General features: G+C 65.8%; 12 protein-coding genes. 6 read left to right on the plus strand and 6 right to left on the minus strand.

What is annotated here, in order from left to right:
• The first annotated feature begins 4 nt into the window (after positions 1-4).
• Genes cynS through IE00_RS14015 form a run of 3 tightly spaced genes read left to right on the plus strand, consistent with a single transcriptional unit; the run spans position 5 to position 3995 of the window.
• Positions 5-469 carry a cyanase gene (cynS, locus tag IE00_RS14005; RefSeq protein ID WP_072297825.1) on the plus strand — a complete coding sequence of 155 codons (465 nt, stop codon included), beginning with the start codon at positions 5-7 and terminating at the stop codon, positions 467-469.
• A gap of 37 nt (positions 470-506) precedes the next feature.
• Positions 507-1352, plus strand: coding sequence for a formate/nitrite transporter family protein (locus IE00_RS14010; RefSeq protein ID WP_072297826.1), 846 nt, complete (start codon positions 507-509; stop codon positions 1350-1352).
• 9 nt (positions 1353-1361) lie between these two features.
• Positions 1362-3995: a nitrate reductase gene (locus tag IE00_RS14015; RefSeq protein ID WP_072297827.1), complete on the plus strand. Its 2634-nt coding sequence runs from the start codon at positions 1362-1364 to the stop codon at positions 3993-3995.
• Positions 3996-4056: 61 nt separating this feature from the next.
• Here IE00_RS14015 and ampC read toward each other — a convergent pair whose 3' ends face one another.
• Complete coding sequence (ampC, locus tag IE00_RS14020; RefSeq protein ID WP_072297828.1) at positions 4057-5208, minus strand: class C beta-lactamase; 1152 nt, start codon at positions 5206-5208, stop codon at positions 4057-4059.
• 141 nt (positions 5209-5349) lie between these two features.
• On the opposite strand from ampC, the gene IE00_RS14025 reads away from it, so the two are divergent.
• Positions 5350-6237: a LysR family transcriptional regulator gene (locus IE00_RS14025; RefSeq protein ID WP_072297829.1), complete on the plus strand. Its 888-nt coding sequence runs from the start codon at positions 5350-5352 to the stop codon at positions 6235-6237.
• Between the two features lie 109 nt (positions 6238-6346).
• Here IE00_RS14025 and IE00_RS20815 read toward each other — a convergent pair whose 3' ends face one another.
• Positions 6347-12691 carry a peroxidase family protein gene (locus IE00_RS20815; RefSeq protein WP_072297830.1) on the minus strand — a complete coding sequence of 2115 codons (6345 nt, stop codon included), beginning with the start codon at positions 12689-12691 and terminating at the stop codon, positions 6347-6349.
• A gap of 486 nt (positions 12692-13177) precedes the next feature.
• Here IE00_RS20815 and IE00_RS14035 point away from each other — a divergent pair, with 486 nt between their 5' ends.
• Both IE00_RS14035 and IE00_RS14040 read left to right on the plus strand, forming a co-directional pair.
• Complete coding sequence (locus IE00_RS14035) at positions 13178-14578, plus strand: sensor histidine kinase (RefSeq protein ID WP_072297831.1); 1401 nt, start codon at positions 13178-13180, stop codon at positions 14576-14578.
• Positions 14571-15287 (plus strand): response regulator transcription factor, encoded by a 717-nt coding sequence (locus tag IE00_RS14040; RefSeq protein ID WP_072297832.1) that lies wholly within the window; start codon positions 14571-14573, stop codon positions 15285-15287. Before IE00_RS14035 ends, IE00_RS14040 begins: the two co-directional genes overlap by 8 nt.
• Positions 15288-15383: 96 nt before the next feature.
• Here IE00_RS14040 and IE00_RS14045 read toward each other — a convergent pair whose 3' ends face one another.
• From IE00_RS14045 to IE00_RS14060, 4 genes are all read right to left on the minus strand, one after another.
• A complete protein-coding gene (locus tag IE00_RS14045; protein WP_072297833.1) occupies positions 15384-16661 on the minus strand; it encodes a GAF domain-containing sensor histidine kinase in 1278 nt (425 codons plus the stop codon).
• Positions 16662-16876: 215 nt separating this feature from the next.
• Positions 16877-17182 (minus strand): hypothetical protein, encoded by a 306-nt coding sequence (locus IE00_RS14050; RefSeq protein ID WP_072297834.1) that lies wholly within the window; start codon positions 17180-17182, stop codon positions 16877-16879.
• Entirely contained in the window at positions 17182-19629 is a 2448-nt protein-coding gene (gene ctaD, locus IE00_RS14055) for a cytochrome c oxidase subunit I (protein ID WP_072297835.1), read from the minus strand. Before ctaD ends, IE00_RS14050 begins: the two co-directional genes overlap by 1 nt.
• Positions 19626-20255: a cytochrome c oxidase subunit II gene (locus tag IE00_RS14060; protein WP_371328447.1), complete on the minus strand. Its 630-nt coding sequence runs from the start codon at positions 20253-20255 to the stop codon at positions 19626-19628. The genes ctaD and IE00_RS14060 overlap by 4 nt, the downstream gene beginning before the upstream one ends.
• Positions 20256-20258 lie beyond the last annotated feature (3 nt).

Raw genomic sequence — 20258 nt, forward strand, 5'->3', positions numbered from 1 at the left:
CGCCATGAACAAGATCACCATCGACGAAACCACCCGCGACGATGCCACCGCAATGATCCTGCGCGCCAAGAAGCGCGCCGGCCAAAGCTGGCAGCAGCTGGCCGACGCGATCGGCATGTCGCCCGTATGGCTGCATTCCGCCGCAACCGGCATGAACGCCTTTCCCGAGGAGAAGGCGCGGGCGCTGGCCGCGCTGCTGGGTCTGCCCGACAGCGTGATCGAACCGTTGACCGACAGCCCGCTGAAGGTCTGGGACCAGGCCGTCCCCACCGATCCCTGCATCTATCGCCTGTACGAGATCGTCGGCGTCTATGGCCCGACCGTCAAGGCGCTGATCAACGAGGAATTCGGCAACGGCATCATGTCGGCCATCGACTTCTCGATGCATCTCGAACGTGAACCCCATCCCAAGGGCGACCGCGTCCGCCTCACCATGTCGGGCAAGTACCTGCCCTACGCCAACTGGTAACGGCCGCCCCTTCCCCCCTGCAGCAAGGACCACCCCAATGTCATACGTCACCCCATCGGATTTCGCGAAAAAGATGATCGACGCCGGCGAGGCCAAGGTCTTCATGTCGACCAAGGACACGCTGATCCGCGCCTATATGGCCGGCGCGATCCTGGCCCTGGCGGCGGCATTCGCCGTCACCGTCACGGTGAACACCGGCAATCCCCTGATCGGGGCGCTGCTGTTCCCCGTGGGCTTCTGCATGCTCTATCTGCTGGGCTTCGACCTGCTGACCGGGGTCTTCACGCTGGTCCCCCTGGCGCTGATCGACAAGCGGCGCGGCGTCACGGTCAGGGGAATGCTGCGGAACTGGGGCCTTGTCTTCTGTGGCAATTTCGCGGGCGCCTTCACCGTCGCCGTCTTCATGGCGATCATCGTCACCTTCGGCTGGTCCCAGGCCCCGAACGCGGTCGGCGAAACGATCGGCCATATCGGCGAGGGCCGCACCATCGGCTATGCGGCACATGGGGCGGCGGGGATGCTGACGCTGTTCGTGCGCGCCGTCATGTGCAACTGGATGGTCTCCACCGGCGTCGTCGCCGCGATGATGTCGACCAGCGTGTCGGGCAAAATCATGGCCATGTGGATGCCGATCCTGGTGTTCTTCTACATGGGCTTCGAACATTCCATCGTGAACATGTTCCTGTTTCCGGCGGGCCTGCTGCTGGGCGGCAACTTCACCATCATGGATTACATGATCTGGAACGAGATCCCGACCGTCATCGGCAATCTGGTCGGCGGGCTGACCTTCGTGGGCGCGATGATCTATGCCACCCACCACCGCACCTCGCCCGAGCTTGAGCGCATGACCGACGACCGCCCCGTCGCGGTCCCGGCAGAGTAAGGAACGGCCATGACCATGCACGCTGCCGCCCGCCCGGTCCGGACGACCTGTCCCTATTGCGGCGTTGGCTGCGGCGTGCTGGCCACGCATCAGCCCGACGGCGGCCTGGCGATCCAGGGCGATCCGGACCACCCGGCCAATTTCGGGCGCCTTTGCGTCAAGGGGATGGCACTTGGGGAAACGATCGGCCCCGCCGGTCGCCTGATGACACCCCAGATCGGGGGACGCCGCGCGGAATGGGACGAGGCGCTGGACCTGGTCGCCCACCGCTTTGGCAAGACCATCCGCGAACACGGCCCCGATGCGGTCGCCTTCTACGTTTCGGGCCAGTTGCTGACCGAGGATTACTATGTCGCCAACAAGCTGATGAAGGGGTTCATCGGCAGCGCCAATATCGACACGAATTCCCGGCTGTGCATGGCGTCATCGGTGGCAGGCCACCGGCGCGCCTTCGGCAGCGACACGGTGCCGGGCCTCTACGAGGATCTGGAGCAGGCGGATTGCGTCGTTCTTGTCGGCTCGAACCTGGCATGGTGCCATCCCGTCCTGTTCCAGCGTCTTGCCGCCGCCCGCGAGGCACATGGCACAAAGGTCATCGTGATCGACCCGCGACGCACCGCCACCTGCCAGATCGCCGATCTGCACCTGCGCGTCCGGCCCGGATCGGACACGGCCCTCTTCAACCTGCTGCTGGCCGAGGCGGCGCGTCGGGGTCTGACCGATGGCGGGTGCGTGGACGGGCTGGACGACGCGCTGGCATCGGCCCGCGCGACCGATGCGGCGATGATCGGGCTGTCCGCCGATGATCTGCGCCGCTTTTTCGACCTGTGGTGCGACAACGACAAGATCGTCACCGTCTATTCCCAAGGCATCAATCAGTCCGACAGCGGCACCGACAAGGTCAACGCCATCCTGAACTGCCACATGGCGACGGGCCGCATCGGACGCCCCGGAATGGGACCGTTTTCGGTCACCGGGCAACCCAATGCCATGGGTGGCCGAGAGGTCGGCGGCATGGCCAACATGCTGGCCTGCCATCTGGAGATCGAAAATCCCGATCACCGGCAGGCGGTCCAGGGCTTCTGGAACGCCCCCATGATGCCAAAGGCGCCGGGCCTGAAGGCCGTCGACATGTTCCGCGCCATCGAGGACGGCCGCATCAAGGCGCTGTGGATCATCGGCACCAATCCCGCCATGTCGATGCCGGATGCCGACCGCATCGTCCGCGCCCTGGCCGGGTGCGACTTCGTCGTCGTGTCCGACATCGTCGCACGGACCGACACGACGCGCCTGGCGGACGTCCTGCTGCCCGCGACGGGATGGGGGGAAAAGGACGGCACGGTCACGAATTCGGAACGCCGGATCAGCCGCCAGCGCCCGACCCTGGCCCCGGTCGGCCAGGCCCGCGACGACTGGCGCATTCTTGCGGATGTGGCGCGGCGGATGGGATGGCATGACGCCTTCGGCTGGTCATACCCCTCCCAGATCTTCGCGGAATATGCGGCGCTTTCGGGCCTGGCCGGCCGTTTGGGCAGCGATTTCGACATTTCCGACCGCGCGGCGATCGGTCGCCCGGATTACGACGCGATGACACCATTCGTCTGGCCAAGCGCCGGCCCACGCCAAGGCCCGCGTTTTTTCGGGGATGGCACCTATCACACGCCGACGGGGCGGGGCCGCATGGTGGCCCTCGCCCCACGCCTGCCGCAGCCGGTGACGCCCGCCCTTCCCTTTCGGCTGAACACCGGACGGGTGCGCGATCAGTGGCACAGCATGACACGCACCGGCACCGCACCGCGTCTGTCGCGCCACATGGCCGAACCCTATCTGGAAATTCACCCCGGCGACGCGGAATGCCTGGGCCTTGCCCCCGCCAGTCTGGCCCGCGTGTCCACGCCGCGCGGCGAGGTTGTCCTGCGTGTCCTGGTCACCGACCGCGCCGCGCCAGGCCATCCCTTCGCGCCCATTCATTGGAGCGATCAGAATGCCGCCTCCGGTCGCGTCAACGGCCTGACCGAAGCCATCGTGGACACGCTGTCGGGGCAGCCTGCGCTGAAATCCACGAATGTGTCGATCACGCCCTTCGCCGCCAGATGGTACGGCTTTGCGGTTTCGCGCCAATCGATCAGACCCACGGCCGACTATTGGGCCACCGCCACCCTGACCGGCGGCCATCAGGCCGAACTGGCCGGATTGACCCTGCCCGACGATTGGGTCGCGGCAGGGCAGCGCCTGTTCGGGATCGCGACCACGCCGATGATCGTCCGCGACGACCGGCGCGGGATCGTCAGGCTTGGCTTTGTCGCGGATGATCGCCTGATGGCCGTGCTGTTCGTCTCCGAAGAACCGGTCGCAGTGTCGCGCAGCCATCTGGCGCAATGCCTGGTGCAGGATGTCGATGCATCGCTGTTGGCGGGCCGCCCGGCCATGGGCCGGCAGGACGACGGTGCAACCGTCTGCGCCTGTGCCGGGATCGGGATCAACCGCCTGATCACGGCGATCACGACGCAGAACCTGCTATCCGTCGATGACGTCGGAAAGGCCCTGGGCGCTGGCGCGAATTGCGGTTCATGCCGACCCGAGATCAAGGCGCTGATCGTTCAGGCCGGGGCCAGGGCGGCATTGACGCCGGTTTCCGGATAGCCGCGCCCCCTGAAACGGGACCCGACACGGCAGTGATGGTTCCGCGCCATCCCGACCGAGTTCAGTCATGATCCAGGATGCCGTTGATCAGGTCCAGCGCCGCTTCGGCCCGCACGGCGTTGGGATAGTTGCGGTTGGCCAGCACCACCACCCCGATCCTTTCGGACGGAACCATCGCCACATAGGCGCCAAAGCCGTTCGTCGACCCGGTCTTGTTGAGAAAGGCCGCGCCGTCCAGCGGTGCGGAGCGCCGTGCAAGCGGTTGCGGATCAAGCGCCATCGCACTGCTGTTGCCTGCGGCCAGTTGTTCGTCGGTGAGGGGCCAGGGATATTCCTCCCAGATCATCGCCTGCGCGAAATGGGCCGTGTCATAGCGCGCCTTGCGGGTCTGCGCCAAGGCGGCGGTCACCTCGGGGGTGGCGGGTGTGACGCCCAGCTGGGCTTCCATGAACAGGATCATGTCCGAAACGGACGATTTCACCCCATAGGCCTCGGCGTCCAGCATGCCGGGACTGACCCGGATCGGGCGGTCATCGGAACGGTCAAAGCCGAAGGCATAGCGCGACATGGCGTCTTGCGGCACCGTGACATGGGTGTCCTTCAGACCAAGCGGCGGCAGCAGATGGGTGGTCAGGGCGGTTTCAAAATCGCTGCCGAAGGCCTGCGCGCCGATCCGCCCCAGCAGCCCGATGCCAAGGTTGGAATAGGACCGGACGCTGGCGGGATCGCCATCCGGGCGCCAGGTCGCAAGCCACCGGGTCAGCGTGGCATCATCCGTGATCTGGTCCGGCACCTGCAGCGGCAGCCCGCCTGTCGCATGGGCGGCAAGATCGTAAAGGGTGATCGTGTCAAACGCGCTTCCCCCAAGCGCGGGCATGGCCGTCGACATGGGACCGTCCAGCGACAGCAGGCCCCTTTCCTGCGCCAGCCCCGCCAGGGCAGCGGTGAAAAGCTTGCTGACGGAACCCAGCTCGAACAGCGTCTCGGCCGTGACCGGTTGCGCCGGATCGCGCACCGCAAGACCGTCGGTGTGAACATATGTCTTGCCGCGATAGGTCACCCCGACGGCGATGCCCGGAATGTCATGGGCCGCGGTGACGGGGTCGAAGACCGTTTCGGCAAGGCGCTGGAACGTCTGGTCCGCCAACGGGGCAGCCAGCGCGGGCGCCCCACAGAACAGGGCCGCGACACAGCAGTGAAGGATGGTTTTCATGGGAAGTCCCGCCTGTGACGAAACGCGCCCGCCGCGCGCCCCGTGTTGAGTTATATTTTCCGGTACAGGCTTAGCGGGCGGCATTTTCCCCTGCAAAAGATCATTTCTTGTCCCTGCGTTGAGAAAATGTGATGGATCTGCATGGACAGACCGAACATCCCGCTGAATGCCCTGCGCGCCTTCGAGGCTGCGGCGCGGCATCTGACGCTGACCCATGCCGCCGTCGAACTGTGCGTGAGCCAAGCCGCCCTCAGTCACCAGATCCGCAACCTGGAGGACCGGCTGGGCGTCGCCCTGTTCCGCAGGGTGCCGCGCGGGCTGGTGCTGACCGACGAAGGGATGGCCCTTGCGCCCGTCCTGACCCGGGCGCTGGACAGCATCGGGGATACGCTGGACCGGTTTTCCGACGGGCGATACCATGAATCGCTGAATGTCGGTGTCGTGGGGACCTTCGCGACGGGCTGGCTGATCCCGCGTCTTGCGGTCTTCGAGGCGGCCCATCCCGGTGTCGATCTGCGGATCTTCACCAACAACAACCGCGTGACGCTGACGGGCGAAGGGCTTGATCTGGCGATCCGGTTCGGCGACGGCTCGTGGCACGGAACGGCGTCCTGCCTGATCATGCCGGCGCCGCTGACACCGCTCTGCGCGCCCGACCTTGCCGCAGGGCTGTCCAAGCCGGAGGATCTGGCCGCGACCTGTCTGCTGCGATCCTATCGCGGCCTTGAATGGGAGCGTTGGTTCGAGGGGGTCGGCCTCGGCTGTCCGAAACTGCGCGGCCCCACGCTTGACAGTTCGCTGGCACTTGCCGAAATGGCCGCCCAAGGTCATGGCGTCGCCCTTTTGCCGCACAGGCTTTTCCGGCACTGGGTGGATGGCGGGCGCCTGGCGCGTCCCTTCGACCATGCGGTCGACATGGGCAGCTATTGGCTGACCTGGCCGCAGACCCGGACCGAAACCCAAGGCATGCGCTGTTTCCGCACCTGGCTGACCGAAACGGTGGCCGCATCCTGTCGGGAAGAACCTTGAGGGATCGCTGACGGGGTGGCGGGTTCTTTAAGGACACGTCGAAGAAAATGCCACAAGCCGGTCTCTTTTTGGGAAACCGGCTTGGGACATGTCAGCGGCGGATCAGCGATCAGAAGACGAAGTCGGATGCCCCCAGATCATGCAGACCCAGGATGCGGATCTGTGCCTCGGCGGCGGTGTCGTTGTCGGTATCGATCTGCACGAAGGTATCGACCCCGTCGTTGAAGACCCGCACCTGGTTCGTTCCCCCGGACGCAAAGCCCTGCGATCCCAGGAACAGGAAGGTCAGCCCGGCCATGTCGCCGATATCGATGATATCGCCGCCCGGCGCGCCCGCCTGGCCGAAATCGGTGATGACATCGGATGCCGCCAGCGAGCTGTGGGACGTGGTGGCAAAGACGAAGGTGTCGTCGCCCAGACCCCCGGTCAAAATATCCAGCCCGGCGCCGCCGACCAGCATGTCGTTGCCGTCGCCGCCCTCCAGCGTGTCGTTGCCGTTCACCCCGGCGAGCGTGTCGTTGCCCGAACCGCCCTGCAACCGGTTGCCCGAGTTGTTGCCGAAGGCAAGATCGTCACCGGCGCCCATGATCAGCGCCTCGACCTGCTGAACCCGATCGGACAGCGCCGCCGTCGTGCCGGACCCCGTGACCGTGGCCGTCGCGAAGGACATATCGACCGTCAGGTTTGACGCATAGGCCGTCAGGTCCAGCGTGTCGAAGCCTGCCCCCCCGGTATAGAGGTCGCTGGCATCATCGACCCGTGCGACGAAGAAGTCGTCCCCGCCGCCCGCATTCAGCACGTTCGCCGAAGCATTGCCGGTCAGCACGTCCGCCCCGTTGCCGCCGCGCACGTTGGCGATGTTGGCGACCGAAGTGAGGCCCGACGCCGTGCCCGCCCCCAGATCGACCACCACGCCCGCCGATCCGACCGAATAGGCCAGGGTGTCGGAACTGCCGGCCAGATCGACATGGATCTGTTCGACCGAGGTGATCGAGGTGAAGCCGGCCAGCGAGGTCAGCGCCGTGCCGTCCCAGCCCACGGTCAACGTCTGGTTCGCCGTGGTGCCGTCGATGCGCAGACGGTCGGTGCCCTCGCCGCCGTCCACGACGTCATTGCCGTCGCCCCAGGCGAACAGGATCAGATCGTCGCCCGCACCGCCCTGGATCTGGTCATTGTTGCGTCCACCGGACAGGGTGTCGCGTCCGTCGCCGCCGCTCAGCTGGTCATTGCTGGCCTGGCCGAACAGGACGTCGTCGCCGTCATTGCCGGCCAGGATATCGATGCCGCCCATGCCATAGACAAGGTCGTCATCCGTCGATCCGGCGATGATGTTGGCCGCGTTGCTGCCGGTCACGACCTGCAACCTTTCGGTCCGGCTGACGCCGGCGGTGGTGAAGGTCACGTCCAGCTGATGGGTCTGGTTGGTGCCCAGGGACCCGGCCAGGGCCAGCGTGCCATCGGCGGCCATGCTGAACAGCGAACTGCTGCCGGCGGCCAGGGCAAAGGTGCCGGGCACGCCCTGGGCGGTCATCCCGCCGATGGTCGACCCGTTCGCGGGCAACGAGGCGGGTACCGCGTCCACCCCAAGCGCAAGGTTGACGTTGATGCCGATCGGGGCATCGATCGCCACGGTCTGGTCGGCGAATTCCAGATCCTCGATATTGCGGATCAGGTCGATATCGTCGAAGGCCACCCGTCCGTCCCCGCCCAGGTCGCGGACCGAGATGAACCCGTCGCCGTCCACGTCATAGGCGGCCTGGATCAGCAGGCTGCCGGGCAGCTGGACGCCGCGGCCCTCGATCTCGTATTCGGCGAAATTACCGGCAAAGACCGCCGTGTCGCGTGCGCTGCCGGGGTCCGAGCCGAGGATTTCGCGGACGATGGACATCTGGTCGGGCCTGATCGACCGGTCCAGCAGCAGCGAGGTCAGGGACCGTCCCCCGAAGGCCGCGACCGAGAAGTCCGGTTGTCCATCGGGACCCACGGCATAGACGCGCCCTGCGAACTGACCCGCCGCCGCCCGCGAACTGTTCAGCGATTCCGCCGAATACTCGGCCCCGTCGATCATGATGCGGATGCGCACGTTCAGCCAGGCGTCACCGTCGATGACGTCAAAGCCGCCGCGTCCCATCATCCGGTCGGAACCCTCGCCGCCCATGATGATGTTGCCATCCCGGAAGCTGGTGGCACCGGTTCCGCCCAGGGTTTCCAGCGCGCCGTCGAACCAGGCTCGCAGACCCTCGATCCGGTCGATGCCGGCGGCATCCAGGACATGTTCGTCGAAGCTGGCATTGGGGTCGATATCGCCGGTGGTCGTCCCACGGTTGTCGCCCAGCATGATGTCGTCATGCTTCCAGCCGGACATGGCCTCCATCAGGTCGAAGCGGTCGCGCAGGATGTCGGCAGGGGCCGAGGTGAAGATCGGGATGTTGAAGTCCCAGTTCACGCCCGCCACGTCATATTTGCCGCTGGCCCAGTCAAAGCCGAACATCCCTTCGAAGCGCTGGACGCCGATCCCCGACAGGGCGATGTCGTCGCCCGATTCCAGGTCATAATCCTGGTCGTTGCCCTGCCCCCAGGCCACGTCATGGCCGATGATGGTCGAGTTGAAGAACAGCTCGGAGTTGTCGCCAGAGATGATGTCGAAACCCTCACCGCCCTCGATCCAGTCGTTGCCCTCGTTGCCCAGCAGGTTGTCGCTGCCCGAACCGCCAAGGATGAAGTCGTTGCCCTCGCCGCCAAAGCCCTCGCCCGCATCCTGCCCGATCAGCAGGGCGTCGCTGCCCTCGCCGCCGAACAGCAGGTTTATGCCGCGGGACGACGAGACGACGTCATGGCCGCGCTCTCCGCGCAGGAAGTTGTCGCCGAAGGTATCCTCGATGATGTCGTTGCCGTCGCCGCCAAAGACCTGGTCGGCCCCGGCACCGGCGTTCAGATAGTCGTCGCCGCCATCACCCCACAGCGCATCGTCGCCCAGGTCCGAGGTCAGACGGTCGTTGCCCTCGGTGCCACCCAGCACGACATGCTCGCCGCCCCGGAAATGCAACTCTCCGCCGACCTGGTGGCCGTTGCTGTCGGTGACGCCGGAATCCACCCGGATCACCTTGGGATCAAGCTGCTGCAGCAGCGGATCGTCCCAGATCGGATCGAGACCCTCGGCGTCGCCGTTATAGTCGCGCTGCGCGATCTCCCGGTCCAGTTCCAGGATCATGTCCGGGGTCAGGAACAGGTTGGCGTTGATATGCGTGGCATAGACGTCGCTCAGGTCCGAATTGCGCATCACGATATCGGCGAAGGTGTTCGCCTCCAGCGCGTCCAGCAGGTTCAGACCCTGGGTCCGCGACAGATAGTAAAAGCGGTCGCCGTTCTGCAGCTGCTCCATCTGGTATTCGAAGATGAAGCCGAAGGTGGTGCCCAGCATGCCGCCGAATTCGGTCACCTTCTCGGCCAGGCCGCCGATCCACAGGTCGACATTGTCCAATCCGCCCCGGTCGTTGCCCGCGCCATAGCCGCCGCGCCCGTTGAGGAAGTTCAGCCGATCCTCGTTGGTATAGGTCACGCCGCGGATGGTGACGCCGTCATTGTTGGTGCCGTCACCGAACAGCAGCAGGCTGGCGGCCTCGCGCTTGTCCTCCAGCGTGGTGGCGGTTTCGATCGACTCGTGGTTGCCATAGGCCGCGATGAAGTTCGCGATCGAGAACGGGTTCTTCAGATACTGGGTGAATTCGGCCCAGCTGGCATAGGGCTTCAGGTCCGGCAGGCCGAAATCATTGTACAGCTGCGCGCGCGTCTCGTTCAGCGACGGCACGCCTGTTTCCCGCGCCCGGGCGATGTTCAGCGCCGCCAGATCCAGGGGCAGGCCCAGCAGGTTGCTGCGCAGGGCGGGCACGACGAATTCGTCGATCTCGCTGCCCACATCCGAGGTCAGGCCGCGGATGAAGGCCGCCTGCGCCTCGTCCAGGGTGGCGCCGGTGCCGGTGAAGGCCTCGGGGTTCAGGAAGGCCTCGATCAGCGACATCTGCTCTGCGTCACCGTTCACCGGCTTCAGGTCGGCCCCCAGCCGGTCCACGGTATCGGTCAGCATCGAATGCCCGAAGCGATAGATCGCATGGGCGAATTCCGCCACGATCGAGGCGTCGATATCGGCCGAGTTGGTGAAGACGAAGGGATCGACGCCCGGCGCGATACGGCGCGCGAATTCCTCGAACACCATGTGCTGGTACTGCATCTCGGTGCTGAAGCGTGCAGCCTGGAACATCCGGTCGCCGTTCCAGACCAGGTCGTCGGGATCGATGGTCGACAGGTTCGTCCCCTCGGCCAGGGGCACCAGCAGCCATTCGTTGATGAACGACAGGTCGTTCGTCTCCAGGATGGTGTGCTTGTTCTCCTCGATCATGCGGTTGTGTTCGGAATGAAAGATCGCGTGCAGCGATTGCAGCGCGATGTTCTCGTTTCCGCGCCCGTCGCCCGAAACGATATGCAGGTCCAGCATCTCGTCGTCATAGGTGTTGGGATTGTGGTCGTCGCCGGTGACGGTGTCGGCATCAGGCGTCATCCCGGCACTGGGCGCGGCGTGATGGGCGATGTCGACCAGGAAGGCCGGCCCGGCCGCCATGCTGCCTGCTGTGGTGATCCCTTCGGCGGTACCTTCCAGCAGCCAGGGTTCAGGATGGTCGCCGTCAGGTTCCATGACCATCTGGGCATAGCCGTTCGGCCCGGTGATCAGGTTGCCATAGGCATCCGTCAGCAGCAGCGGCACGCGGTGGACATCCATGTCCTGCAACCGGATGCCCAGCACAGACAGGGCCTGCGCCTTGACGTCGGCCCAGTTGCCGACCGCACCGTCCAGCGAACCGGTTTCGGCGCGCGCATCCAGCAGATGGCCGGTGGAATAGGCGCGGGTGACGCCGTCGACCTCCATGCGGACCTGCTCGCGCAGGAAGACCTGGTGCGAGGCATGCGAGGTATAGGTCTGGTTCTGGTCCACGAAAGAAGTCGTGGCGTTCGTGTGCTGTTCGATCCCGTTTTCGTCCACGACGGGCGTGGCACGGGTCAGCGCCATGAAGCGCAGGTTCGTGGGCAGATCGTCAGCCGTGCCAAAGACCTTGTCGGCGCCCGCAATCAGCGGATCGTCGGCCTGCAGCGGGATGAAGACGGTGCCGTTGCCGCCCTTGTTCACCAGGTCCAGACCATGGTCGAAGAACTGTCCGAAGATGGTCATGAAGCTGTTGAAGGGCGATGTCAGCCCGACATCCGGGGACACGTGGTCGATGACCAGGCCACCCTCGGGGCCGGTGCTGAGGCCGTAATCCTCCAGCATTTCGGCCAGGGCGGCGGCGGTCTGTGCGGGGGTGCCTGCGGTGCCGGCCGCGGCGATGGCGGCATCAAGGGCATTCTGTGCGGCGTCCAGTTCGGCAAGGGCCGCGTCGCGCACGATCACGGCGGCCGCGACATCGGCCACCGCTTCCAACCGTGCGGCCTCGATCGCGGCGATGCTGTCGGCGCCATGGCCGTCGGGACCAAGTGTTGCCTGATAGGCGGCCTGCGCGGCCTGCAGGGCCGCCTGGTCCGCCAAGTCGACCACCGAGTCATCCATGGCCAGGTCCAGCGCATCCAGCAACGCCTGCGCCGCCAAGGCCATGTCCTGAACCGCGGCGACGGCATTGTCGCCCAAGGCATCGGCGACCGCGTCGATCGCCTGCTTGGCCGCCAAGGCGGCCGCCTGTGCGGCCGCGAAGGACCCCGACGCATCGACGCCGTTTGCCACGTCGGTCAGCAGCAGGTCCAGGGCGTCATCGGCGGCCTCTGCCGCGTCGGTCGCGATCTGGGCCAATGTGCCCGCATCGGTCAGGGCGTCGGCGCGCGACATGGCCGCGCTGAGGACGGCCGCCGCGGTGCCATGTTCGGCCGCTTCCTCGGCCTGAACCTCGGTGGCGGCCTGCACGGCGGCATTCGCCCCATTGGCGTTCAGCGTCGCCTGATAGGCGGTGGTGATGGCGGCGACGGCGGCATTCGCATCGGCCCCCGTGATCCCCGCGACCTTCAGCGCCGCATAGATCGCCGCCGCGTTCGCCGGGGTCTGGTCCACGATCAGGTTCGAGATGGTGCGCGGATCGCTGTCCACGACGTTCCCGTTATTGCCGTAATTGGTGTTGCCGATCCCGAAGAATGGATTTTCGTCCTGCTCGTTGGAATAGACCGGGTCCAGCAGGCGCGGGAACGGCGTGTCGCCCGCACCGTTGCTTTCCGACCCGGGCAGCAGGCTGTTGTCGCTGCCATCAACGGTGCGCAGGCCCACGGGCATCAGGGCCGCATCGGCCGCACTGACACCATAGACCGCCTGAATCGCCTGAACCGTCGTCATCCCCGGCGTCGAAGCCTGAAGCTCGGATACCTCGATCTGCTTGAGGATGAATTGAAGGTCGTGCGCGTTGACGTGAAAACTCGTCGGCATTGTCATCTCCTGACGTGACCAGAGGCGGGCGCAAGGCGGCGCAACCTCCGGCGACATGGCCGATGGGGATGCGCGACGGCGCGGGCCGATTTACCAGATACATGTCGCGCCTCCGCTGTGGGACGACGGACGACACGGCAAGGTTACGCCATGACGGACAGTCCGCTATACGGCGAAGGGTCGGCATGACTAGGGACTTTGGTCGCCATTCGGGTCCGACCCGCGAATCGCGCCTGGCCCGGGGTGCGGGCCGGACCGGGCGCCGCGGCGCCGGTCCCCATCCCGCACAACCTAGGATAATTCCCGGTGCCGCGAACCGGCGATTGGTCCGGCGGGATACCTGTCCTTTTGGACAGTATGGCCGGTTCGGACCGAATGACGCCTATGTGATCGGGCCTGCTTTTGATACCTTCCCAGACAGTCTGGAACGATATGATGCAACGAGTGGAGGGCGCGTTGACACGATTGTCTGACCAAACCACTCTCATGCATGCGCCGCCGGCCCGACACAGCCGTGACCAGAACGCCCCGCTGCGCCAATACCTGACGCATTGCGCGCTGATCGTCCTGATAGGCCTGGCAATCCTGGGCGTCTGGACGGCCTCGCGGCTGCAGCAGATGGTCGAGACCGAGGTCGGCCATCGCGCGGCCACCGTTCTGGAGTCGATGCTGAACCGCCATGCCGAGGAATTGGCGGTCGACAGGCTGGACCCCCAGCTGCTGCAGGTGATGGACAGCTATTACCACGACATCGCCGCCTCGCTTGGCGTGGTCGAGATGAAAATCTGGAATGCCGACGGCACCGTCCTTTATGCGTCGCGCCCCGGTCTGACCGGCCGGGCATTGCCGGTCAGTCCCGAACTGGAAACCGCCCTGGCGGGCGAGATTTCGGTCAGCGTCGGCCATGCCTTCCATCCGGCCCCCGGCCAAGCGGTCGCCTCGACCGGACCCCGCCTGTTCGAGATCTATGTGCCCATTCGCATCCGGTCCCTGAACCGCATCGTCGCGGTGGCCGAGTATTACCAGAACGCCGCCGTCGCCACCGACGCGTTGAGCCGCGCGCGCTGGCAGACCTGGGCCATCCTGGCCATCGTCGGCGCGATGTTCCTGTCGGTCCTGGGGCTGGTCCTGCACCATGGCGACGCGCTGATCCGCCGTCAGCACCGCGATCTGGGCGCGCGCCTGGCCGAACTGTCGAGGCGTCTGGATCACAGCATGGAAACCCAGTCGCGCATCCAGCAGGAGGCGCGGCGCCAGCAGGAGGATCAGAAGGCCCAGATGCGCCAGATCAATGCCGACATCCATGACGGGATCGGACAGCTGCTGACCGTTGCCCTGTTGCGGATGAAACCCGCCCCCCTGTCGGGCGCACCGCAGGAAGACAGCGTCCAGTCGGTCCGCCAGATCCTGGAAGAAGCCATGAGCGAGGTCCAGGCCCTGCTCAGCGGCACCAGCCAGACGCCGCTGCCCGAAATGCCGCTGGCCCGCGCCGTCACCACGATCATCGACGATCACCGCAGACGCACGTCGACGGATGTGACGGTCACGATGGAAGAGGGACTTGCCGAACCCCAGCTGCCGGTCAAGATCGCCATCTGCCGGCTGGTCCAGGAAGGGCTGCACAACGCCTTCAAACATGCCGGCGGCAAGGATCAGCAGGTCCGCCTGCACCTGGAGGGCGACCGCATGGTTGTGACGGTCAGCAATCGTGCGCGCCACCGCCGGGACGCGGTCCATGACGCGGCGCGCCGTCCGATGGGCCTGCGCAACCTGCGCCACCGTATCGAAAGCCTGGGCGGAACCTTCCAGATCCTGGACCAGCCCGATCAGCGCATCGAAATCCGCGCCAGCTTTCCCCTGATCAAGGCGGAGGACCGGCATGGCTGACATCACCGTGGCTGTCGTGGATGACCACCCCATCGTCTGCGAAGGGCTGATGCATGTCATCGCCAGCTTCAGCGGGTTTCGCGTGACCGGAACGGGCCATACGGCCGCCGATGCGATCGACATGGTGCAACGCGATGCGCCCGACATCCTGATCCTGGATCTGGGCATCCCCGGAACGGGCCTGGCCGCCGTCCGCGAGATCATGCGCAGCCGGCCCCGGACCCGCATTCTTGTCCTGACCATATCCGAACAGCCGCAGGACGTGCTGGACGCGATGCGCTTTGGCGCGTCGGGATATGTGCTGAAGGGGATCTGCGGCGACGAACTGTGCCAGGTTCTGAACCGCCTGGCCAATGGCGTCGCCCATATCACCCCGCATCTGGGGGCGCGGATCCTGGCCTCGATCGGCAGCCTGCCGGCCCTGGAGGCCGAAGCCGATACCAGCATCCTCAGCAAGCGCGAAAGCGAGATCTATGTCCTGATCCGCAGGGGATGCTGCAACAAGGAGATCGGCCGGTCCCTGAACCTGAGCGAGAAGACGGTCAAGCATTACCTGACCAACATCTTCCGCAAGCTGGATGTGCGAAACCGGACCGAACTTGCGATGCATGCCCATAACATGTCCAGCCAGACGAAACGCGGCCTGATGCTGGCAGCCCATGACCAGGATGGCGGCCGGGAACGCGATTTCGGCTATCGGATGTCCTGATCCGGGCGGCGCTGCATCGCGCGCCGTCCACATGTCAGCGGGCGGCGCTCGTCCGGACCCGGCCCTGCGGCGAAAGCCGTCTGTCGTGATCGCAGGTCAACCGGCCTTCCAGATTTCCTGCGTCCGGTTGGCAGGCGCAACCGAGGTCAGCAGCGGCAGCCGGAAGGAAAACGTCGTCGTCCCGCCCTCGCAGGTGACCTCGATGCAACCGTTATGCGCGGTCGCGATCGACGAGGCGATGTAAAGCCCCAGCCCCAGCCCCTCGCCCGCGGCATGGGTGCCGCGACGGAACGGATGAAACAGTTCGTTCTGCAACTCGGCGGGAACCGGGGGACCTTCGTTCGTCACGCTGATCACGACGCCGCGGTCGTCCAGCCCGCCATGCACGTGAACGCGCGCACCCTGCGTGCCGTGGCGAACCGCGTTCGACAAAAGGTTCGAGACCGCCTGCGCGACCCGCTGCGCATCGCAGCTGACGGGACGGTCGATCGCCATGTCCAGCGCGATCTGATGATCGGGCGAGGCGGCGCGGATTTCCTCGACCACCTGCGTCACGGCCCCGGCCAGGGGTGCGTCCATTTCGGCCGAAATGCGGATGCCGCCGCCCAATCGGGCCTTGGCATGCAGCATGATATTCTCGATCAGGTCGTTCATGCGGCGCAGCGACGACCGCATCATCGGCAGGATGATCTGCGCCCGCTCGGTCATCCGCTCCTTGCCCAACTGGCGAAAGCCCGCATCCAGCGCCGCCACGGGGTTGCGCAGATCATGGCCCAGGACGGCGACGAATTCTTCCTGGATGCGGGTCAGTTCACGCTCGTGGGCGACCATCAGCTCATGCGCCTCCAGCCGTTCTTCGGTCTCCAGGCTCTGGCCGATGATGTCGGCGAACATCTCCAGCATCGCGACGGCCCGCGGATGCTTGACGTCGCGCGGTTCGTTGTCGATGGCGCAAAGCGTGCCGAAGAAGGTCCCGTCGCTGCGATGGATCGGGATCGAGGCATAGCTGGCGATGCCGAACCGGGCCGCGATGGGATGACCGCCATAGACCTCGTCGGTCGCGGCATCGTTGAACACCACCTTGTTCGAGGTCTTGTGGACCGATTGGCAGAAGGTGGACTCGATCTCGATCTCATCGCCGGCCTTCAGGCCGAAATTGACCTCGTCGATGGTGCGGCAGGCGACCCATCGATCCGCGGTGACCCGCGCCACCGCGGCAAAGCGCATGTTCGTGGCCAGCATCACGGTTTCAAGGATCGTGCCGATCAGGTTGCTGCCTGCCAGCATGGCGATATCGGCCTGGAAATCATGCGTCCCCTCAAGAAAGGCTGCATGGTCCTGAATGATTGCCTGCCGCCCTGTCACGTGGTCCATCCGGCCCCCCTGTCACTGGTCGATCGGGAACACGCCCGCCGGTTGCAGGGACGGCCACCGTCCAAACCGCGTCGTATTCCCGAATTTGTATTCTTTCCCTATTGGCAGCAGGTTGCAGAAAATTGAAAGGATAATTCCTGTCCAGACAACAATTATTGTGTGCGTCGCCTCCTCGAATGTCAGCCGTCAGGACGCCGGACCCGGCCCTTGGCCTGTCACATGCATCTGCTGAGCATCAGACCCGGCACCAGAGTCCAGACCGTCCCGATCAGCGCCACGACGCCCAGTGTCAGGGCCACATGGCGCAGCACGGGTCCGGCCGCGGCCCAGTCCGACCGCCGCAGCCACCAGATCAGACCGGCCTGCATCGCGATGGCCAGCAGGACGGCTGCGGCCACCAGGGTTCGGGCGGTGGCGGACGATACTCCGGTCGTGCACAGCCAGCCGTTCAGCCCATAGACGGCGCTGAAGGCGGCCAGCCACATCGTCAGCGGCAGGGCGATGCGGATGACGGTCCCCATCAGCCCAACCCCGGCAGAATCGCGGCGCCGATCCCGATGACCGACACGGCCACGGCGTAATCGGACCAGAGCCGGGCGATCCGTTGCAACCCGACCGTGGTTTCAGGCGCATGCCCCGCGATCTGCGTCGCGCCGAAGAATGCCGCCATGACCAGTGCCAGCCCCTGATGCAGGATGGCATAACCCGACAGCACCCAGACCGTCGCCGCATAGGCATGCTGGGTGGGATCGGGAACCGCGCGCAGCACCATCACCGCCGCCAGCGCCATGGCCAGCATGGCCGCGCAGCTAAGCCACCACAACGTCCGGACACGCGCGGCGACCAGGCCCGCGCCCGCCCCACCGGCCAGCAGCGCCAAGGGCAGCAGCCCGGGCTGGGCCCAGGCTTGGGGCGGCCAATTCGGCGCGATGGTCCAAAGGAAGGCATATCCGAACAGCAGCGATCCGAAGAAGGTCCCGTTCGCCAGCAACAGGAACAGCGACCCCCACCAGCCGGGGGGATGGGCGACCTCGGAGGCGACGGGCAGGGACAGACCGCGTCCGACCGGCAGCAGGCCTTCGGGGGTCGTGCGGCGCAGGCCCCACGCCCAGACCAGAGCGCAGCCCAGCACCCCGACGCCCGAAATCGGCACCAACCAATAGGCCTTGATCAGCATCCCCAAAAAGAACAGCCCCGTCACCGCCGACATCAGCACCGGCAGGGCGGTGTTGCCGGGAAAGACGACGATGTATTCCGGCGTGCCGGTGGTCGGTTCGACGGTCAGCGTCTCGCGCCGGTTGCGGGACGGATCACCCAGATACCCCTCGCCCCGGGCCAGGCAGACCGGCAGGTCCGGCTGGTCCCACAGCGGTTCGCGCGACGTGATCTGCGGCAGGCTGGCAAAATTGTAGGGCGCGGCAGGTGTCGGCATCGCCCATTCCAGCGTCCCTGCCCCCCAGGGGTCGCGCGACCCGCGGATCGCCACGGCGGCGTTGACCACCACGTCGATCACCACCAGCGCAAAGCCGATCGCCATGACGAAGCTGCTGACCGAGGCGATGATGTTGATCACCTCCCACCCCTGGCCCGGATCGAAGGTGTCGATGCGGCGGCGCATGCCCAACAGCCCGACCCAGTGCAGCAGCAGGAAGGTGCCGTGAAACCCGGGCACGATCAGCCAGAAGGCGGTGTTGCCCAGCTTGAAGAAGGTCTTGCGACCGGTGACATGCGGCATCCAATAGTAAAGCGCCCCCAGCATCGGAAAGACGAAACCGCCGATCAGGACGTAATGCAAATGGGCCACGATGAAATAGGTGTCATGCGCCTGCCAGTCGAAGGGCACGACCGCGACCATCACCCCCGTCAGGCCGCCGATGACGAAGGTGGCAAAGAAGGACAGCATCCACATCATCGGCAGGTGCAGTTGGGGTCGGCCCTTGGCGATGGTGCCGATCCAGGCAAAGATCTGCACCGCCGTCGGCACCGCGACCAAGGTCGAGGCCGCCGAGAAGAACGCCAGCGCCAGATGCGGGATGCCGGTGGTGAACATGTGATGCACCCACAGCCCGAAGCTGAGAACCGCCAGAGAGATCGCCGCCGCGATCACCCATTGATGCCCCAGCAGGCGCGTGCGCGACATGACCGGCAGGATCGTGGAAATGGCCCCGGCTGCGGGCAGGAAGATGATATAGACCTCGGGGTGGCCGAACAGCCAGAACAGGTGCTGCCACAAGAGCGCATCGCCCCCTTCGGCCACCTGGAAGAACGGCAGGCCGAAGGACCGCTCCAGCTCCAGCAGGATGGACCCCAGGATCAGCGGCGGAAAGCCCGTCAGGATCATCACCGCCGTCACCAGCGCGTACCACGCAAAGATCGGCATGCGGGCCAGCGACATGCCCGGCGCGCGGTATCGCAGGATGGTGACTGTGATCTCGACCGCGGCGGCGATGGCCGATATTTCGACGAAGGTGATGCCGATCAGCCAGAAATCAGAGTTGATCCCCGGCGAATTGATCGTCGACGACAGGGGCGGGTACATGAACCAGCCGCTGTCGGGCGCGATCCCCGCCAGCAGCGAGAAGATCATCATCGCGCCGCCGAAGACATAGCACCAAAACCCGTAGGCCGTCAGGCGTGGAAAGGCCAGGTCGCGCGACCCCAGCATCTTGGGCAGCAGATAGACGGCCAGCCCTTCGAACATGGGGATGGCGAACAGGAACATCATGATAGTCCCGTGCATCGTGAAGATCTGGTTGTAATGATCCGGTCCCAGAAAGGCCGACCGCGGGCTGGCCAGCTGGGCGCGGATCAGCATCGCCAGGATGCCGCCCACGATGAAGAAGAAGGCCGAGACCGCCATGAACATGCGCCCCAGATCGGTATGGTTGACCGAGGTGAACCACCCCCGCCAGCCCGGGTCCGATGCCCAGATGCGCGACAGGGCGCGATGCCTTTGCAAGGCGTTCATGGTGCGTCCCCTTCCAGAAATGCCTGCCATCCGGCCGCGTCATGGGCGATGACGGTGAACCGGTGCCCGCGATATCCGGGGCCGTTATATTCCGCGCCAAGCCCCGCATATTCGCCGGGGGCCGCCGCCTCGATCCGCAAGGTGTTCACATGCCCCGGCACGGCGTCCAGCTTGCCCGCCAGGCGCGGCACCCAGAAGGCATGGATCACGTCAAGCGAGGTGATCGCCACGTCCACCGGCCGGGCGGCCGGGATGTGCAGCACATCCTCGGTCACGCGCCCCGGCAGGTCGGCATAGCCGAAGCGCCAGGCATATTGGCGCGCCTCGGCGGTGACGGACACGACATCCGGTCCCTGATGCGGCAGCAGCCTTTCGCCGATGACCAGCCCATAGGCCAGCAGGGCCGCCAGCACGGTCATGGGAAAGGCCAGCCCCATCCAGATCACGAAGCGGCGTTCGGATACCGCACCCTCGGGGCGCCGCCATGCCCACAGAACCAGCCCCGCCACCAGAGCCGCGATCGCGACCGATCCCGCCAGCAGCACCCACCACAATTCCGCGATGGCCTGAGCCGCAGGTCCCGCCGGATGGACGGTGGACAGCTTTTCTTCGCAACCAGCCAGCACGGT

This window comes from Paracoccus sp. SM22M-07 (assembly GCF_001887735.1).
GTDB lineage: Bacteria > Pseudomonadota > Alphaproteobacteria > Rhodobacterales > Rhodobacteraceae > Paracoccus.

Coding starts and splice junctions, on each gene's coding strand:
- IE00_RS14015 (WP_072297827.1), top strand. CDS start 1,362: ATGACCATGCACGCTGCCGCCCGCCCGGTCCGGACGACCTGTCCCTAT.
- IE00_RS14045 (WP_072297833.1), bottom strand. CDS start 16,661: ATGGACCACGTGACAGGGCGGCAGGCAATCATTCAGGACCATGCAGCC.
- ctaD (WP_072297835.1), bottom strand. CDS start 19,629: ATGAACGCCTTGCAAAGGCATCGCGCCCTGTCGCGCATCTGGGCATCG.
- IE00_RS14040 (WP_072297832.1), top strand. CDS start 14,571: ATGGCTGACATCACCGTGGCTGTCGTGGATGACCACCCCATCGTCTGC.
- IE00_RS20815 (WP_072297830.1), bottom strand. CDS start 12,691: ATGCCGACGAGTTTTCACGTCAACGCGCACGACCTTCAATTCATCCTC.
- IE00_RS14010 (WP_072297826.1), top strand. CDS start 507: ATGTCATACGTCACCCCATCGGATTTCGCGAAAAAGATGATCGACGCC.
- ampC (WP_072297828.1), bottom strand. CDS start 5,208: ATGAAAACCATCCTTCACTGCTGTGTCGCGGCCCTGTTCTGTGGGGCG.
- IE00_RS14025 (WP_072297829.1), top strand. CDS start 5,350: ATGGACAGACCGAACATCCCGCTGAATGCCCTGCGCGCCTTCGAGGCT.
- IE00_RS14035 (WP_072297831.1), top strand. CDS start 13,178: ATGCATGCGCCGCCGGCCCGACACAGCCGTGACCAGAACGCCCCGCTG.
- cynS (WP_072297825.1), top strand. CDS start 5: ATGAACAAGATCACCATCGACGAAACCACCCGCGACGATGCCACCGCA.
- IE00_RS14050 (WP_072297834.1), bottom strand. CDS start 17,182: ATGGGGACCGTCATCCGCATCGCCCTGCCGCTGACGATGTGGCTGGCC.